Annotated in this window: 19 protein-coding genes, 2 tRNA genes and 1 other annotated feature (1 of these 22 running past the window's edge); of the genes, 17 read left to right on the forward strand and 4 right to left on the reverse strand. The window is 32.3% G+C overall.

Annotation, left to right across the window (positions count from 1 at the left end; translation table 11 throughout):
* Window positions 1-160 precede the first annotated feature (160 nt).
* A complete protein-coding gene (locus tag ACWJJT_RS12450; RefSeq protein WP_462954914.1) occupies window positions 161-2,602 on the forward strand; it encodes an ATP-dependent Clp protease ATP-binding subunit in 2,442 nt (813 codons plus the stop codon).
* A gap of 278 nt (window positions 2,603-2,880) precedes the next feature.
* On the opposite strand, the gene ACWJJT_RS12455 is transcribed toward ACWJJT_RS12450, so the two are convergent.
* Genes ACWJJT_RS12455 through ACWJJT_RS12465 form a run of 3 tightly spaced genes read right to left on the reverse strand, consistent with a single transcriptional unit; the run spans window position 2,881 to window position 5,468 of the window.
* On the reverse strand, window positions 2,881-3,840 hold the full coding sequence (locus ACWJJT_RS12455; RefSeq protein ID WP_462954915.1) for an ABC transporter substrate-binding protein: 960 nt from the start codon (window positions 3,838-3,840) through the stop codon (window positions 2,881-2,883).
* Window positions 3,841-3,853: 13 nt separating this feature from the next.
* A complete protein-coding gene (locus ACWJJT_RS12460) occupies window positions 3,854-4,609 on the reverse strand; it encodes an ABC transporter ATP-binding protein (RefSeq protein WP_165414372.1) in 756 nt (251 codons plus the stop codon).
* Window positions 4,572-5,468 carry an ABC transporter permease gene (locus ACWJJT_RS12465; protein ID WP_462954916.1) on the reverse strand — a complete coding sequence of 299 codons (897 nt, stop codon included), beginning with the start codon at window positions 5,466-5,468 and terminating at the stop codon, window positions 4,572-4,574. Before ACWJJT_RS12465 ends, ACWJJT_RS12460 begins: the two co-directional genes overlap by 38 nt.
* Window positions 5,469-6,220: 752 nt before the next feature.
* Here ACWJJT_RS12465 and disA point away from each other — a divergent pair.
* Window positions 6,221-7,285, forward strand: coding sequence for a DNA integrity scanning diadenylate cyclase DisA (gene disA / locus ACWJJT_RS12470; protein WP_462954917.1), 1,065 nt, complete (start codon window positions 6,221-6,223; stop codon window positions 7,283-7,285).
* A gap of 37 nt (window positions 7,286-7,322) precedes the next feature.
* Here the strand turns inward: disA and ACWJJT_RS12475 are convergent, their stop codons facing one another.
* The gene (locus ACWJJT_RS12475) at window positions 7,323-7,727 is read right to left on the reverse strand and encodes a nucleoside triphosphate pyrophosphohydrolase family protein (protein WP_462954918.1); all 405 of its coding nucleotides are present in this window, start codon (window positions 7,725-7,727) and stop codon (window positions 7,323-7,325) included.
* A 146-nt stretch (window positions 7,728-7,873) separates the two neighbouring features.
* On the opposite strand from ACWJJT_RS12475, the gene ACWJJT_RS12480 reads away from it, so the two are divergent.
* From ACWJJT_RS12480 to rplA, 15 genes are all read left to right on the forward strand, one after another.
* Complete coding sequence (locus tag ACWJJT_RS12480) at window positions 7,874-8,347, forward strand: CarD family transcriptional regulator (RefSeq protein WP_462954919.1); 474 nt, start codon at window positions 7,874-7,876, stop codon at window positions 8,345-8,347.
* Between the two features lie 117 nt (window positions 8,348-8,464).
* Window positions 8,465-9,571, forward strand: a complete 1,107-nt coding sequence (locus ACWJJT_RS12485; RefSeq protein ID WP_462954920.1) for a PIN domain-containing protein — start codon at window positions 8,465-8,467, stop codon at window positions 9,569-9,571.
* A gap of 541 nt (window positions 9,572-10,112) precedes the next feature.
* Window positions 10,113-10,535, forward strand: coding sequence for a Mini-ribonuclease 3 (locus tag ACWJJT_RS12490; protein WP_462954921.1), 423 nt, complete (start codon window positions 10,113-10,115; stop codon window positions 10,533-10,535).
* A gap of 2 nt (window positions 10,536-10,537) precedes the next feature.
* Entirely contained in the window at window positions 10,538-11,341 is an 804-nt protein-coding gene (thyX, locus tag ACWJJT_RS12495) for an FAD-dependent thymidylate synthase (protein ID WP_462954922.1), read from the forward strand.
* 360 nt (window positions 11,342-11,701) lie between these two features.
* The gene (rlmB, locus tag ACWJJT_RS12500) at window positions 11,702-12,439 is read left to right on the forward strand and encodes a 23S rRNA (guanosine(2251)-2'-O)-methyltransferase RlmB (protein ID WP_462956771.1); all 738 of its coding nucleotides are present in this window, start codon (window positions 11,702-11,704) and stop codon (window positions 12,437-12,439) included.
* Between the two features lie 9 nt (window positions 12,440-12,448).
* Window positions 12,449-12,958, forward strand: coding sequence for an NYN domain-containing protein (locus ACWJJT_RS12505; RefSeq protein ID WP_462954923.1), 510 nt, complete (start codon window positions 12,449-12,451; stop codon window positions 12,956-12,958).
* A gap of 99 nt (window positions 12,959-13,057) precedes the next feature.
* Window positions 13,058-13,675, forward strand: coding sequence for an RNA polymerase sporulation sigma factor SigH (gene sigH, locus ACWJJT_RS12510; protein WP_165414377.1), 618 nt, complete (start codon window positions 13,058-13,060; stop codon window positions 13,673-13,675).
* Window positions 13,676-13,744: 69 nt separating this feature from the next.
* A tRNA-Gly gene (locus ACWJJT_RS12515) sits at window positions 13,745-13,819 on the forward strand.
* Between the two features lie 9 nt (window positions 13,820-13,828).
* Window positions 13,829-13,904: transfer RNA gene (locus tag ACWJJT_RS12520), tRNA-Thr, on the forward strand.
* An 81-nt stretch (window positions 13,905-13,985) separates the two neighbouring features.
* The gene (tuf, locus tag ACWJJT_RS12525) at window positions 13,986-15,179 is read left to right on the forward strand and encodes an elongation factor Tu (RefSeq protein ID WP_462954924.1); all 1,194 of its coding nucleotides are present in this window, start codon (window positions 13,986-13,988) and stop codon (window positions 15,177-15,179) included.
* A 190-nt stretch (window positions 15,180-15,369) separates the two neighbouring features.
* Window positions 15,370-15,519 (forward strand): 50S ribosomal protein L33, encoded by a 150-nt coding sequence (rpmG, locus tag ACWJJT_RS12530; RefSeq protein ID WP_125002828.1) that lies wholly within the window; start codon window positions 15,370-15,372, stop codon window positions 15,517-15,519.
* A gap of 38 nt (window positions 15,520-15,557) precedes the next feature.
* Window positions 15,558-15,782 (forward strand): preprotein translocase subunit SecE, encoded by a 225-nt coding sequence (gene secE / locus ACWJJT_RS12535; RefSeq protein WP_462954925.1) that lies wholly within the window; start codon window positions 15,558-15,560, stop codon window positions 15,780-15,782.
* A gap of 46 nt (window positions 15,783-15,828) precedes the next feature.
* Window positions 15,829-16,350 carry a transcription termination/antitermination protein NusG gene (nusG, locus tag ACWJJT_RS12540; RefSeq protein ID WP_216302360.1) on the forward strand — a complete coding sequence of 174 codons (522 nt, stop codon included), beginning with the start codon at window positions 15,829-15,831 and terminating at the stop codon, window positions 16,348-16,350.
* 77 nt (window positions 16,351-16,427) lie between these two features.
* Window positions 16,428-16,853: a 50S ribosomal protein L11 gene (gene rplK, locus ACWJJT_RS12545; protein ID WP_071614644.1), complete on the forward strand. Its 426-nt coding sequence runs from the start codon at window positions 16,428-16,430 to the stop codon at window positions 16,851-16,853.
* Between the two features lie 58 nt (window positions 16,854-16,911).
* The gene (gene rplA / locus ACWJJT_RS12550; protein ID WP_462954926.1) at window positions 16,912-17,601 is read left to right on the forward strand and encodes a 50S ribosomal protein L1; all 690 of its coding nucleotides are present in this window, start codon (window positions 16,912-16,914) and stop codon (window positions 17,599-17,601) included.
* A gap of 37 nt (window positions 17,602-17,638) precedes the next feature.
* Window positions 17,639-17,728 (forward strand) — a sequence feature (ribosomal protein L10 leader region) (it continues 47 nt past the right edge of the window).

The raw sequence follows: 17,728 nt of genomic DNA on the forward strand, positions 1-17,728 counted from the left end.
TTGTTTTTTGATTTTATAGGTGTTATTACTGTTTATTTTTTATTCTTATAGATAGTAAAGTATGAAACTCACTCAATATTGGTAGTATTAGGATAAATTTGGGTTCAATTGGTTATAATTATAGTAAGAAGTAAATCCATTGCAAGTGAGGTGTTTTAACATGATGTTTAATAAATTTACAGAAAGATCACAAAAGATTTTAGTATATGCTCAAGAGGAGGCAAAGCAATTAAAGCATGGTTATGTAGGGACAGAGCATATATTGCTAGGAATTCTAAAGGATGAAGATGGAGTATGTAAAAAATCATTGGGTGATATGAAAATTTCGTCTGAGGGTGTAAAGAAATTAGTAATGGAGTATGAGGGAGAAGGAGACATAGAAATGCGGAGTAGCGAGATACCTCTAACTCCAAGAACGAAAAGGCTGCTAGAACTAAGTCTTTTGGAAGCGAGAAATTTGAATCATAATTATATTAGTCCAGAACATATTTTGTTAGCATTAATTAGAGAAGAAGAAGGTGTTGCATATACAATTTTGGCTAATTTAGGAGCGGACTTTAATAAACTTAGAAATGGTATACTAAATAATTGGTGTTCTGAGGATACTCCAAAAGGTAGTTCATCAAAAGAAAAGCAAAAACAGGGTACTCCAAACTTAGAACGTTTTGGTAAAGATTTAACTGAGATGGCAAGACAAGGTAAACTTGATCCTGTTATAGGTAGAGGTAATGAAACTCAAAGACTTTTAGAAATTTTATGCAGAAGAATGAAGAATAATCCATGCCTTATAGGAGAACCAGGCGTAGGGAAAACAGCTATAGCAGAGGGACTAGCACAAAGAATAGCTTCCGGTAGCATTCCAGAAATTTTAAAAGACAAAAGGGTTATAACTTTGGATATATCCTCAATGGTGGCAGGTTCTAAATACAGGGGAGAGTTTGAGGAAAGGCTTAAAAAGGTTATGCAAGAGATAGTCGCCGCAGGAAATATTATTATATTTATAGATGAAATTCATACCATCATCGGAGCAGGAGGAGCCGAAGGGGCCATTGATGCATCTAATATATTAAAACCAGCCCTCGCTCGAGGAGAACTTCAATGCATAGGTGCAACAACTATAGATGAATATAGAAGGCATTTTGAAAAAGATGCAGCACTCGAGAGAAGATTTCAACCTATAATTGTAGGAGAACCAAGCGAAAATGAAGCTGTTGAAATATTAAAAGGATTAAGAGATAAGTATGAAGCGCATCATAGAGTAAAGATTACGGATAGTGCAATAGAAGCAGCTGTTAGCTTATCACATAGATATATATCTGATAGATACTTACCTGATAAAGCAATAGATCTTATAGACGAAGCTGGTGCAAAAGTAAGAATTCAAAATTTAACTACTCCAGCAAATCTGAAAGATTTAGAAGAAAAAATAGATGGAATTTGTAAAGAGAAAGCTGATGCTATATCAGTGCAGGACTTTGAAAAAGCAGCTAAGATTAGGGATATCGAAAAACAATTAAAGGATAAATTATATAATTCAAAAAATAATTGGAAAACTCAAAATCAAGCGGATGAGCTAATAGTTACAGAGCTTGAAATTGCTAATGTGGTATCAAGATGGATTAATATACCTATAGAAAAATTGACTGAAAAAGAATCGGAACGACTACTAAAGTTAGAAGAGGTACTCCACAGGAGGGTAATAGGACAAGGTGAGGCAGTGAAATCTATTTCAAGAGCTGTAAGACGTGCAAGGGTAGGGTTAAAGGATCCAAAGAGACCTATAGGATCTTTTATATTTTTAGGTCCCACTGGGGTAGGAAAAACAGAATTGTCTAAAGCTTTAGCAGATGCAATGTTTGGTGATGAAAATAACATGATAAGAATAGATATGTCAGAATATATGGATAAGCACACTGTTTCAAGGCTTATGGGTTCACCCCCCGGATATGTAGGTTTTGATGAGGGTGGGCAATTAACGGAAAAGGTGAGGAGAAACCCTTATTCAGTTATACTTTTTGATGAAATTGAAAAAGCTCATCCAGACGTAGTTAATATTTTGTTACAGATATTAGAGGATGGAAGGCTAACAGACGGAAAAGGGAAAACAGTAGATTTTAAAAATACAGTAATTATAATGACATCAAATGTAGGCGCGTCTAGTATAAAAAAACAGAGGTCTCTAGGTTTCGATATAAAGGATAATGAAGCAAGCTCTAAATATGAAAAGATGAAAGAAAATATAATGGAAGAGCTAAAACATTCATTTAGACCTGAATTTTTAAATAGAATAGATGACATTATCGTATTTCATTCGCTAGAACATGAAGATTTATATAAAATAGTAGGATTAATGCTTAAGGTAGTAAAAGAGCGTCTTAAAGATCTTGAAATTAATATTACTTTTGATGAGGAAACTAAGAAGCATTTAGCTAAGGCGGGACTTAATACTACTTATGGAGCTAGACCACTAAGGCGAGAAATAACTAATACTGTGGAAGATAAGCTTTCTGAAGAAATACTTAAGGGTAATATTAATAAAGGTGATAATGTAAGTGTTCTTATGAAAAATAGTAAATTGATTTTTAAGACTTTACATATTTAATGTTGTTTATGTGTAGGATATGCTTAAAAAACATAAATTTTTTTTACTTTCAGTTTATAACTAAACTTACAAATAAATAAAACTAAGGAAAACTGCACACAAGAGGTATACGGTTTTTCTTAGTTTTATTTAGGATATGCAATTATATTCTGTTATACACAACATATGAATCAGTTGTATCGCTAACTATTGGATTATGGTAATGTAATTCTACAATTTAAATAATAAAAGATTTTTCATAAACAACATAGGCACATTAATATTTTATATAAAAATGCTTATTTATTATCTATATATTTAACATTTTTAATTTCTGGCATAGATATATTCAATGATTTTAATGTATCTTTATTTATATACACTTCTGTTTCTTCAGAGATTTTAATTGGCATATTAGATATATCATTACCCTTTAGTACATCAACTGCCATGTTACCTGCTTCATATCCTAACTTATAATAATCTATTCCTACAGTAGCTAATGCTCCAGATTCTACGGAGCCTTTTTCCGATGCTATAACAGGTATTTTTGCCTCCAATGTATTTTTTACTATTATAGGCATGGATGACACTATTAACTGATCAGTTGGTACATATAAAACGTCTATTTTCGGAAGTAAGCTACTTATGGCACTATTAACTTCATTAGTGCTTGTTACTCCGGAAGTAACAATTTCATAACCTTTAGCTGCTTTTTTTAGCTCATTTACCTGTACTTGTGAATTTACTTCACTTGTATTATATAAAATTCCTATTCTTTTAGCATTGGGCATCAATTCCTTTATTAACTCCAATTGTTTTTTCACTGGTAAATAATCTGAAGTCCCAGAAACATTAGTTTCTGGCTTATCTAAAGACTTTATTATTCCAGCTTGCACAGGATCAGTAACGGCCGTAATTATTATTGGAATTTTTTTTGTAGCATTATATGACCCCTGTGCTGAAGGGGTAGCTATTGCATAAATTAAATCCTTCTTTCCAGATGCAAACTTTTTGCCGATAGTTTGGGTCGTAGTTATATCTCCTTGGGCATTTTGATAATCAATATCTATATTGTCTCCCTCCTTATAACCATTATCCTCTAGTGCTTTTATAAATCCTTCTCTACTTTGATCTAGTGCAACATACTCTACTATTTGACTTATACCTATTTTTATAACTTTCTTCTTTTCATTCGTTTTTGTACATCCGGTTAATATGCATGTAATTATTAGTGTAGTAGCTAACATTTTTTTCACAATAATACCTCCTTTATACCGCGTATTCAAATTTTTTTAATATACTTTCTATTGTTAATTTTTTCTTTTCGGATTCATTTAAATCTAAAATAACTTCACCTTTATGTAGCATTATTAGCCTATTACCATACTGAAGTGCATCCTTTAAATTATGAGTTATCATCAATGTAGTAATATTTTTTTCTTTTACAATCTTTTGAGTTAACTCCATTATCTCATTAGATGTCTTTGGGTCTAAGGCTGCAGTATGTTCATCTAACAACAGTAACTTAGGAGCAGATAGACTTGCCATTATCAATGATAGAGCTTGTCTTTGTCCCCCTGATAAATAATTTACATTCACATCTAAAAGCTTCTTTAGATCTAATGATATTCCATTTAAAAGAGCTTCTAGTTCTTTAGTTTTATACCTAAGGCAATATTTAAAATTAATTAATTTCCCCTTGTTTAAAGCCAGAGATAAATTTTCTCTAACGGTCATGGATGGACATGTTCCTAAGGATGGGTTTTGAAAAACCCTGCTTACGATTCTTGTTACTTTATGTTCAGGCATTTTAGTTAAATCATTTCCTTCAAGAAAAATATTACCTGAGGTTTCTTTAACTAATCCAGAAATTATATTTAATAATGTGGACTTACCTGTTCCATTACTACCAATTATGCTTATAAAGTCCCCTTCGTTAATGTCTAAATTGATGTCCTTAAATAACACATTTTCACCTAAATAAGAATTATAAAAAATTTTTGATAAATCTTGTATTTTTAACATTTAATAACCACCTCCGTATAGATTTGTTACTTTCACTATTACTCCTACCACCAACTGTTATAAATAAAATTATTACAAAAGATGTGACCATTTTTAAATCCACAGGTGTAAGTCCAAAATTCATAGCTAAATATATGGTAATTTGGTAGATTAGAGTGCCTATAATTACACTACTTGTCTGTTTTATAAACTTTCCGTTTTTAATAATAGATGATCCAATGATTATAGAAGCTATACCTAAAATTAATGTACCTATGCCCATAGATATATCCGAAAATCCTTGATATTGAGCCATCATACTTCCGGAAAAGGCTATAAGTCCATTTGATATCATAAGTCCTAATATTTTTATTTTACCTATTTCTACGCCTAAAGATTTAATCATTTGTGGGTTATCGCCCACACCTTTCAATGCATATCCTAATCCTGTTTTTAAAAACATATCGATAGCAACTTTAAATATTACAACTAAGATTAAAGCTACAATTAAAGGGTTGAAATCATAAAAAATATTTTCATCATTAAAGAGGGCAATGTTTGCCTTTCCCATAATCCGTAGGTTTAGAGAATATAAAATTCCCATTACTAGAATGCCTGAAAGTAAGTTTGATATTTTAAATTTAACATGGAGTATTCCCGTTAATAACCCCGCTATACACCCAGAAGCTAGCGCAAGCACTGAGCCTAAAATAGGAGAAATTCCACTTTTTAAGGTTACAGCTATTATTGCTGCCCCTAAGGAAAAACTTCCATCAGCAGATAAGTCCGGAAAGTCCAAAATTTTATAGCTTATATACACCCCCAATACCATGATTGATAAAATTAAGCTTTGTACTAATATTCCTATTGCGGCTTCCATAAAAATCCTCCTTTGTAAATTAAGATAAGATATTTAAAATACAAAAAAAAGCCACATAGAATATCTATGTGACTTTTTTCATATAACTTATGAAAAACTTATAATCATAGTCAACATAGATACAAATCATTTGATGCAAGCATCAATGGACCTGTACCTATGTTTAATTTTTAGGTACAAATCCTATGTAAATTGGCGACTAAAGACAAATTGTATTTTTTGATTTAATAAGTTTTTCATAATTAATCTCTCCTTAAAAAAATATTATATTTATAATACCATTTTTATCTTTAATAATCAAGAATATTTTTTCGTTAAAACTATTTTATTATTTTGATTTTATAGGGTGTACAACCTTATGCAAATATAAATAATTTAATTTATTTGTAAGAATTTATTTAATCTTGTATAATATTATAATGAGACAAGAAGGGTTTATTCAAATATCAAATGATTCTAGTGTTTTATTGAAGAGACTACTTTTAGAAAAAAATTAAAGGGTTACTTTTTATAGTTGTGATATTTATGTTAATGTAGTAGGGTGACTAAATTTAGAATGGGACTTCTGGAGAGTTAGGACTCGGGATTCTCTAGCGTGAAAAGTAAAGAAATAAAGATCGATAAAACAATTATTGTATAAGAGCGAAAAGAAAATTAATGCTAAGGATATTAATATTTTAGGGACGGCTTCATTAAAAGATATTATAAGTAAGATTTTTTAATGGCACTATTTATTAAGTAGGGAGAAAAAGATGAGAGAAGAAAAAAGCAAGGAACTTATGAATATATTAAAAAGAATGGCCCCTGGAACGACGCTTAGGGAAGGCCTTGAGAATATCTTAAGAGCTAAAACCGGAGGGCTTATTGTTTTAGGAGACGGAAAGGAAATATTGGACATCGTAGACGGCGGATTCCGAATAAATGCGGACTATAGCCCTGCTTATGTATATGAACTAGCGAAGATGGATGGAGCCATAGTAATAAGCAGTGATTTGAAAAAAATATTATATGCTAATACTCAGCTCATGCCAAGCCCTACAATACCCACTTTTGAAACAGGGACAAGGCATAGGACAGCTCAAAGAATAGCTAAGCAGACTGGGTATGCTGTTGTTGCTATATCACAAAGGAGAACCATCATAACTGTATACAAAGATGATATAAAATATGTTTTAAGAGATAGTAGTATTATTTTAGCAAAGGCAAATCAAGCTATTCAGACATTAGAAAAGTATGTTTCAGTTCTTGAGCGAGTAGTAAGCAATCTAAATCTTTTAGAATTTCAAGATTTAGCAACCTTGTTTGATGTAATATCAGCAATACAAAGAACAGAAATGGTTATGAGAATAGTTGGTGAAATTGAAAGGCATATATGCGAACTAGGGAATGAGGGTAGACTAATTTCAATGCAACTAAATGAGTTAATTAGAAGTGTTGAGGAGGATGGAATACTCTTAATTAGGGATTATTGTCAAAGTGGTATGGATTATACGCAAATATATAGACAAATAGAAAATATGAGTTCTGAAGAACTCATGGATTTAGATTTTATTTCTAGAATCATTGGATATATAGGTGTTCCGTTAGTAGATACTCTAATTTCTCCAAGAGGATATAGAATGCTTGGTAAGATACCTAGAATACCTGTAAATGTTATAGAAAATTTAGTTAAACACTTTAGAGAATTAAAAACTACAATGGAAGCTTCTTATCAACAACTTGATAGCGTAGAAGGTATTGGGGAAGCAAGGGCTAAAGCTATTAAAAATGGGTTAAGAAGGTTGAAAGAGCAATTTATATTAGACAAGCAAATATAGCATAAAATAAGTTTTAACTTATTTTATGCTATATTTGCTAACGCATAGTATACTTACCTAAGGTACTAATTTTGTCATACTCTTTTAAAAGAATATCATATAAGTTTAAGTCTACAAGATTACATAAAGAAGCAATATAAAAAAGGTTGTTTCCTAATTCTTTTTCTAAGACTTCTCTACAGTTTTCACAAAGATTACCTAGCATGTGGGTATCAAGTGAAGCACTAAGAGTATCCAAATCTAAATCATCTATATCAGCAGGAGTATATTGCTTCTTTGCTTCCACGCCAATACAACCACAATTGGTAACAGACTTTGCAACAGCTCTGTTAACTCTAGCCTGAGACTCTTGAAGTTTGGTGATTATATCCAAAATACTTTTATGTCGTAATAGGGACTCATCCACAGAGTTTTGAAAATTATCAAAAATACAATCTTTCATTAAGTTCAACTCCTTTTAATCATTTAAGTAGCTATACTATCTTTATTATAGGATTTACATTACGTTTTTGTCAATAAATTAAGTACGCATTTAACCTTATGAATATATAATAAAGCAACAGGAGTTTTATTAATAGGGGGCGTGTTATGTTAAATATTGGCCAAAAAATATTTGTAGCATATTATGGTGCTGGGTATGTACAGAATATAAACAGTGAAGAATTGTATAATATAAAATGTAAATATATAAATATATATCTTTTATTAGATAATATGAATTTTATGATTCCGATAGATAAAATAGAGAAACATAAAATAAGAAACATTTCAAATAAAGTAGAATTAGAAACAGTTTTAAATACAATATCAAATAGGTCCAATTGTATAGAAAGTAATTGGAATAATAGATATAGATTTAACAAGAAAAAAATCCAAAGTGGTAATGCTCTAAAAATGTGCGAGGTACTTAGGGATTTATATTATTTAAAGAAGAAAGATATGCTTCCACCGGGTGAGTTAAAGATTCTAGAAAGAGTTGAAGGGATGGTAGCCAGTGAAATAATGTTAGTGTTTGAACTTAGTATGGAACAAGCGTTAAACAAAATAAGGGATTTGGTTTAACAAATTGTTAATTCTAGGGTGCATTTTATTGAAATGCACAACTTTATAGTATATATTAGATAATAACAGGATATAAATCCAAATAAGTGTTAATAATTTAGAAGGAGGTGAAATTTTTTGTTAAAAAAAATTTTGAGAGGACTTTTTACAATCATAGGACTAATTTTAGGGTACTTAATAGGAGATATGCTTCTAAGCACAAGCTATTTAGGTGAGCTTAATTATTTTAAAAATGGTGCAATTCAAGGAATAATATTCATTATTTTTTCTACTTTAATTTTTGGAGTTATTTTATTTCTAATATCTCCTATAATCGTATCTTTTATAATGAAGTTTATGGATCATGTGGAGAAAAGCACACAAAAAATGCCAACTTCTCAAATTATTTTTGGTACGGCAGGGGCAATAATAGGTCTTATAATAGCATCTTTGTTTGCAGGATTATTTAAATACCAATCTCTTATATGGAATATTATTGCTGTTATTTTTACTGTTATAATGGCAGCTTTAGGAGCAGATATTTGCGCTAGGAAAAGAGATGAAATATTATCCTTCTTTACAAGCATTAAAAGGAAAGATGGATTCAAAGATAAGAAAATCAAAGGATTTACTAATGAAAATCCTAAGGTGCTAGATACATCAGTAATAATTGATGGTAGAATATTTGATATTTGTCAAACGGGTTTTGTTGAAGGGCCACTAGTAATACCAACTTTTGTATTGGAAGAGCTTAGGCATATAGCTGATTCATCAGATGGGCTTAAAAGGAATAGAGGCAGAAGAGGATTAGATATACTAAACAAAATTCAAAAGGAATTAAATATAGAAGTTGAAATTTGGGAGAAAGACTTTCCCAATATTGCAGAAGTAGATAGCAAACTCCTTAAGTTAGCTCAAGTTTTGAATGGTAAAGTAATTACTAACGATTTTAATCTTAATAAGGTAGCTGAATTCCAAGGAGTTCCAGTCTTAAATATTAATGAACTTGCAAATGCAGTAAAACCAGTAGTTCTGCCAGGGGAAGAAATGAAAATTCAAGTGATGAAAGATGGAAAAGAATCGGGCCAAGGGGTAGCTTATTTAGATGATGGCACAATGATTGTTGTTGAAGGTGGAAGACGATATATTGGTGAAAATATAGTTGTTATTGTAACATCAGTACTTCAGACGGCAGCAGGTAGAATGATTTTTGCTAAAAACAAGGAATCTTTAGTAAAAAGTTAGTCATATTGTGTGAGTAATTTTTCTATGAGTAAAAACTGTGCTAGTGTACTTATTCATGATGGGTCTAGAGCATTTATAAACGAATATGTTATTAGCAATTAATGACAACTTCGATGATGGTTTTACTATTGACAGTAGTACAGTTAATGTGTATATTGATTAATAACTATAAAAAATATTAAATCTAAATTAAATAGTAGGTTGAGAAACTTTCAAAGTTTTTAACCCGTTTCGGAGCTGTAGCAAAACTACCGGTAGCATAACCGTTAAAAAATGAGTACAAATTTAGGTGGTACCGTGATAAAGCTCGCCCTAAAACAGGGTGAGCTTTATTATTTTTTTGATGTTTTTTATTTTAAATGTGTATCATGTAAATAAAAAATTCAAAGATAAAAGCGGTAAAGATGGTCAGGACCTTAGTAAGTACATTGATATAGAAATACCTATAACGATAAAAAGTAGTAGCTGTGTTATAAGTCATCATACAATGGCCACTACCTTTTATCATAGAGACGTCTAATAAATAAAAAGGAGAATAAGCATGGAATTTAATATGCTAAAGGGTAAATTTACAGTAGAGCAAGTTAAACAGATAAATCCACTAGTGCTTGCATTAGTTGGAGATGCAGTTTATGAGGTATTTATTAGAACCTATCTTGTGGAAAAAAATAGAGATATGAATGTTCATAAAATTCATATTAAAACAGTTGAACATGTAAAAGCACATGCGCAAAGTGAGTATATGAAATTCTTTATAGAAAATTTAAATGAAGAAGAGCTCAGTATATTTAAAAGAGCTAGAAACTCTAAAAGTGGCACAACACCTAAAAATGGAGATTTAAATGAATATAAATGGGCTACGGGGTTTGAAGCTTTAGTGGGGTTTCTATATTTAAGTGAAAAGAATGAAAGACTAAACTATATTTTCGAGAAAATTATAAACCACGATTTGGGGGCTGAGTAATTGTGCTTAAGGTTAAATTAATAGAACATACGCCTAATCCAGAAAAAATTATAGCGGCGGCAGCTAAACTTTGTTATAGTCAAGTTGGGGTTGATGAAATACTAGAAGATTTGAATGAACAAAAAACACAAAAGTTGTTAGATATGTTAATGACTTATGGCCATCATTCGCCAATAGAACATGTGAGCTTTACTTTTGCAATTGAGGGTATATCTAGAAGTTTGACTCATCAATTAGTGAGACACAGGGTGGCATCATATTCTCAACAGAGTCAGAGATATGTAAAGCTTAAACAATTTGAATATATAATTCCTCCCAATATTGAAAAAGATGAAGAAGCAAAAATAATATTCATAGAATCTATGCAGCGCATTCAAGAGGAATATAATCAGTTAGTAGAGATATTGTGTAGAAATGAATTGACTAATCTTTTAAAAGAAAACTTAAAGGATGAAAAATTAATAAATACTCAAGAAATTGAGAAAAAACAATATACAATTCTTAAGGGCAAAGCTGAGAAAAAGGCTATCGAAGATGCGAGATATGTATTTCCAAATGCTTGTGAAACTAAAATGATAGTTACTATGAATGCTAGAGAATTAATTCATTTCTTTAATCAGAGATGTTGCACTAGAGCTCAATGGGAAATACGTGAAATGGCAAAAAAAATGCTGATGCAAGTGAGAATTGTAGCACCTGTACTTTTTAAATATGCAGGGCCGAGTTGTGCTAGTGGACCATGCCCTGAAGGCGGTATGAGTTGTGGAAAAATGATGGAAATAAGAAAAGAATATGAAGTTAAATAGATAAAGAGAGAGGTGTTTGAAATGAGCGATAATAAAAAATATCAAGGAAATAGTGAATTTGGAAGTAGTAGGGAAGAGAAAACTGGAACAGGGTCTAAAAGAGTTAGGACGAGCGAAAAAGGTGCAAAAGAAAGTAGAGGGTTTTCAAGTAGTAAATATGATAAAGGTGGAACGTCTTCCAGAAGTTTTAGAGGTGACGAACAAGGTACAAAAGAAAGTAGAGAAGATAAAGGCAAAGTAGGTAATAAAAGAAACAAACAAAGTGAAGAGAATGCACCAGAAAACAAAAAAAATACTAGGGAAAGAACTGAAATAAGCCCTAAGAATAGTAATATTAATAATGAAGTTGAGAATAAAACCATGAGAGAGGATTTAGTTGAAGGAAGAAATGCAGTTATAGAAGCGCTAAAATCAGATAGAACCATAGAGTACATCCTTATTGCCAAAGGTGATATGGTAGGATCTATAAGCGTGGTACTCGCACTAGCCAAAGAAAAAGGAATTGTTACGAAAGAAGTGGATAGAAGAAAACTAGATGAAATATCACAAACTTCATCACATCAAGGAGTTATTGCTATAGTAACACCTTACAAATATTTTCAATTGAATGACATATTTGAATATGCTCGAGAAAGAGGAGAAAAGCCTTTTATAATTATACTAGATGAAATTGAAGATCCACATAACTTTGGGTCTATCATAAGAACTGCAGAGGTATGTGGGGCCCACGGAATAATCATACCTAAGAGAAAAAATGTGGGAGTTACTCCAACAGTGTATAAAACATCAGCTGGTGCAATTGAACATATGAAAATAGTAAAAGTAACTAATATAAATGCAACTATTGAAGAAATAAAAGGACTCGGAGTGTGGGTTTATGGTGCGGATATGGATGCCGAAAATTATGTTTTTAATACTGATTTAACTGGTGCGGTAGCTCTTGTTATTGGAAGTGAAGGTAGAGGTATTTCTAAACTTACAAAAGAAAAATGTGATGTGATAGTAAAAATACCCATGGTAGGAAAAATAACATCTTTAAATGCATCGGTTGCAGGTGGTATAATAATGTATGAAATTATGAAGCAAAAGATTAAATAGAGGTAAAAAGTGAAAACAGTTTTTGTTGATGGGTATAATGTTATAAATAGCTGGTCAAATCTTAAAAAGATTAAAGATTTTAGTTACGAATCCTCACGCATGCAGCTTATTGACACTCTTCAAAACTACTCGGGATTTAAAGGATATAAAATATTTATAGTTTTTGATGCACAGATGGTTAAAGGTAGCCTACAAAAAAAAGAAAGACAAGGGAATTTAGTTGTGATTTTTACAAAAGAGGGCGAAACGGCGGATGATTATATTGAAAGAATGGTTAACAATATAGGACGGAAAGTCGAAGTCTGTGTTGTCACATCAGACTCGTTAGAGCAACAAGTTGCCTTTCAAAGAGGGGCTACTCGAATGTCTTCCATTGAATTTTATCACGAAGTAATTAGTACACAAAAAGAGATTCAAATAAATATCGAAAAAAAGCATTTAGGAAAAAGAAATTGGTTAGAAGAGAGGATAGATGAAAAAACATTAAAAAAACTTGAAAAAATACGCAGGAGCCATTGAATTTTATTGACTATAGAAATTGCGCTAAGGTATAATCATCTATATGACACATGTTTGGTGTGGAGGGGATATTTGTTGGAAAAAATCATTAGAGCTAGTATGGATACTTCATGCTTTGAAGAAAGATTGGATGAAGAAGTAGTCATTGAAGCACAAAATGGGAATGTTAGAGCACAAGAATATTTAATTAATAAATACAGGAATTTTATTAAAGCCAAGGCTAAGTCGTATTTTTTGATTGGGGCCGATAAAGAAGATATTTACCAAGAAGGAATGATAGGTCTCTATAAGGCCATTAGAGATTTTAAGGCAGATAGATTATCTTCTTTTAGGGCTTTCGCAGAAATTTGTGTTACAAGACAGATAATTACAGCAATAAAAACAGCTACTCGCCAAAAACACATTCCCCTTAATACATATATATCTTTAAATAAGCCAATATATGACGAGGAATCGGACAGAACATTATTGGATGTGTTATCAGGTGCTAAAATTACTGATCCCGAAGAGCTAGTTATAAGCCGTGAAGAAGTAATAAGTATTCAAAATGAAATTGGCGAGGTTCTTTCAGAACTAGAGATGGAAGTATTGATGTCATACTTAGATGGTAAATCTTATCAAGAGATTGCTTGTGATTTAGATAGGCATGCAAAGTCTATTGATAATGCGCTACAAAGAGTAAAAAGAAAATTAGAAAAATGTCTAAGTAAAAGGTGAAAATACATTGACAAAAAAATAAACAGGAGTATAATCTATAATTGGTGTATAGCTTTAAGTTGTACGTCGGCGGGAGTAGCTCAGTGGTAGAGCACCAGCTTCCCAAGCTGGGTGTCGCGGGTTCGATACCCGTTTCCCGCTCCAAAATTTAATGCCCATATAGCTCAGTCGGCAGAGCGTCACCTTGGTAAGGTGGAGGTCACCGGTTCAATTCCGGTTATGGGCTCCATAACTATTAAATCCGTACAATACACTAGGATGAGTTTACTTGCACAAAAGTGTAATTATTTATATTGAGGAGGAATACAAAATGGCAAAGGCAAAGTTTGAAAGAAGCAAACCACACGTAAACATTGGAACAATAGGGCACGTAGATCACGGCAAGACAACATTAACAGCTGCAATAACAGCAGTACTCGCAACTAAAGGGTTAGCAGAAGTATCTAGGTTTGACCAAATTGACAAAGCACCTGAGGAAAGAGAAAGAGGAATTACAATAAATACATCACATGTTGAGTATGAAACAGATAATAGACATTATGCACATGTTGATTGCCCAGGACATGCAGATTATGTAAAGAACATGATCACAGGCGCAGCACAAATGGATGGAGCAATTCTAGTTGTTAGTGCAGCAGATGGCCCAATGCCTCAAACAAGAGAGCATATACTATTAGCAAGCAGAGTTGGAGTAGGATATATAGTAGTATTCTTAAACAAAGCAGATATGGTAGATGATCCAGAATTATTAGAACTTGTTGAAATGGAAGTAAGAGAATTATTAAGCGAGTATGACTTCCCTGGTGACGACATTCCAGTAGTAACAGGATCAGCATTAAAAGCATTAGAAAACCCAACTGATGCAGAAGCATCAAAATGCATAGCTGAATTAATGGAAGCAGTAGATAGCTACATTCCAACACCAACAAGAGCAACAGATAAATCGTTCTTAATGCCAGTAGAAGATGTATTCACAATCACAGGTAGAGGAACAGTTGCTACAGGAAGAGTTGAAGCTGGGATACTTAAAGTTGGAGAAGAAGTAGAAATCGTAGGACTTAGCGAAGATAAAAGAAAAGTTGTATGTACAGGAGTTGAAATGTTCAGAAAACTTCTAGATCAAGCAATGGCCGGAGACAACATCGGAGCATTACTAAGAGGAGTACAAAGAACAGATATTCAAAGAGGTCAAGTACTTTCTAAGCCAGGTTCAATACATCCACATGATAAATTTGTAGGTCAAGTATATGTACTTAAAAAAGAAGAAGGCGGAAGACATACTCCATTCTTCGATGGATATAGACCACAATTTTATTTCAGAACAACTGATGTAACAGGATCAATAAAATTACCAGACGGAATGGAAATGGTAATGCCAGGAGATCACATAGACATGAATGTTGAACTAATCACTCAAGTAGCAATGGATGAGGGATTAAGATTCGCAATCAGAGAAGGTGGAAGAACAGTAGGTTCAGGAGTTGTTACTTCAATAGTTAAATAATACAAACAAAAAATGCATTATGAATTAGAAGTAAGAAAATTGTTTAATAAAAAAACACCTTGAACTAATTCATTGACATATGTATTAAATTGTGATAACTTATTTAAGTATAACAAAAATGCTAAAGATAGCTTAACGCTTAATAAGTATGAGCTTTCTTAAATAGATGGAAAACCGGGAGGTGTAGATTGTGAGAGTAAAAGTAACTTTAGCTTGTACTGATTGCAAACAGAGAAATTACAATACAATGAAAAACAAAAAAAATAACCCAGACAGAATAGAAATGAAGAAATACTGTAAGTTCTGCCACAAACATACACTTCATAAAGAAACGAAATAATACAGCATAAAACACAAAACGGTAGGGATGTGAATAAAATGGCTGTTACTGGGAATGTTAAAGTAAAGGAAAGATCAAACCAAAAAGGTATAGTGAAGTTTTTCAATGAACTTAAGGCAGAGGCGAAAAGAATAACTTGGCCTTCAAAACAAGATGTTAAAAAGGCAACTTTTGCAGTGACAAGTTTTTGTTTTATTTTTGTGATTTTAATAGGTTTGTTGGATTATGGTTTTAAGAACCTCTATAAACTAATCTTTAAATAAGGTAAAGGAAGGAGGTAGGGGGACGGAATACTCCACCCCTTGAACTATGGCAGATAAAGCTAAATGGTATGTTGTACATACGTATTCTGGTTATGAAAATAAAGTTAAAGTCAACCTAGAAAAGGCGATCGAAAATAGAAATCTTGAAGAATATGTACACGATATTCAAGTACCTATGGAAGAAGTAGTTGAAGTAAAGGATGGAAAAAAGAAAATAACTTTAAAAAAGGTGTTTCCAGGTTATGTTATGGTTAAAATGCTTATGACAGATGAATCTTGGTATATAGTTAGAAATACCAGGGGTGTAACTGGGTTTGTAGGACCGGGTTCTAAACCGGTAGCTCTTACTGAAGATGAAGTTAGAACTATGGGTATAGCAGAAAAGACTATAGTTGTTGACTACGAAATAGGTGAGAATATTCAGGTGACATTTGGACCATTAGAAGGATTTGTTGCTTTAATACAAGAAATTCATTTGGAAAAGCAAAAAATTAAAGCACTTATAAATATGTTTGGCAGGGAAACTCCTGTTGAACTAGAATTCAATCAAATACAAAAACTAGACTAGATACTTAATAAAACGAAAGTTTTAGTAAGTGGGAGGATTTTTAATCCGCTTTACCACAATATAGGAGGTATAAATTCATGGCTAAGAAAATAACAGGAATGATAAAACTTCAACTTCCTGCAGGAAAAGCTACCCCAGCACCACCAGTTGGACCAGCACTTGGACAACACGGAGTTAATATCATGGGATTCTGTAAAGAATTCAATGCGAAAACTTCGGATCAAGCAGGTATGATAATACCAGTAGTGATAACAGTATATCAAGATAGATCTTTTAGTTTCATACTAAAAACTCCACCAGCGGCAATATTGTTAAAGAAAGCAGTTGGATTAGAAAGTGGTTCTGGTGTTCCAAACAAAACCAAAATTGCTACAGTTTCTAAAGCTAAAGTAAGAGAAATAGCAGAACTTAAGATGCCAGATTTAAATGCAGCATCAATTGAATCTGCAATGAGTATGATAGCTGGAACAGCAAGAAGTATGGGAATAGTTGTAGAAGAATAAATTTAAATTAATTACGTGGGAGGTAAAAACCGTTATTACCACGAAGGAGGATACTATTATGGGAAAGAATTACATAGAAAGCGCTAAGCTTATAGATAAAAATGCTCTATATACACCAGCAGAAGCTATGGAACTTGTGGTGAAAACATCTAAAGCTAAGTTCGATGAAACTATAGAACTCGCTATAAGCCTTGGTGTTGATCCAAGACATGCAGACCAACAAGTTAGAGGTGCAGTAGTACTTCCTCACGGAACAGGTAAAACAGTTAAAGTTTTAGTTTTTGCTAAAGGTGAGAAGGCTAAAGAAGCGGAACTTGCAGGAGCAGACTTCGTTGGGACTGATGAATTAGTTGAAAAAATACAAAAAGAAAATTGGTTTGAATTTGATATAGTTGTTGCTACTCCCGATATGATGGGTGTTGTTGGTAAGTTAGGTAGAGTACTTGGACCTAAGGGATTAATGCCGAATCCAAAGTCAGGAACAGTTACATTTGATGTTGCTAGAGCGATAAATGAAATAAAAGCTGGTAAAGTTGAGTATAGAGTTGATAAAACTTCTATAATTCATGTACCGCTTGGGAAAAAAACTTTTGGTGCTGAGAAGTTAGTTGCAAACTTTCATGCTTTAATGGAAGCAGTAGTTAAAGCTAAACCATCAGCAGCTAAAGGACAATACTTAAAATCAGTATCAGTTTCAAGCACTATGGGACCTGGAATAAAAGTCAATCAAGCTAAAGTATTAGACTAGTATTGACAAATAGGGTTAAACATGATACAATTTCCAGAGTGAAATAAATGATATTCCGTAGATAGTAGGTGCGAAAGCGTAAAAGACAACATGCCTACCGAGGATTCCTATAAGTATACTTGTATAC

This window comes from Clostridium sp. CM041 (genome assembly GCF_055081035.1).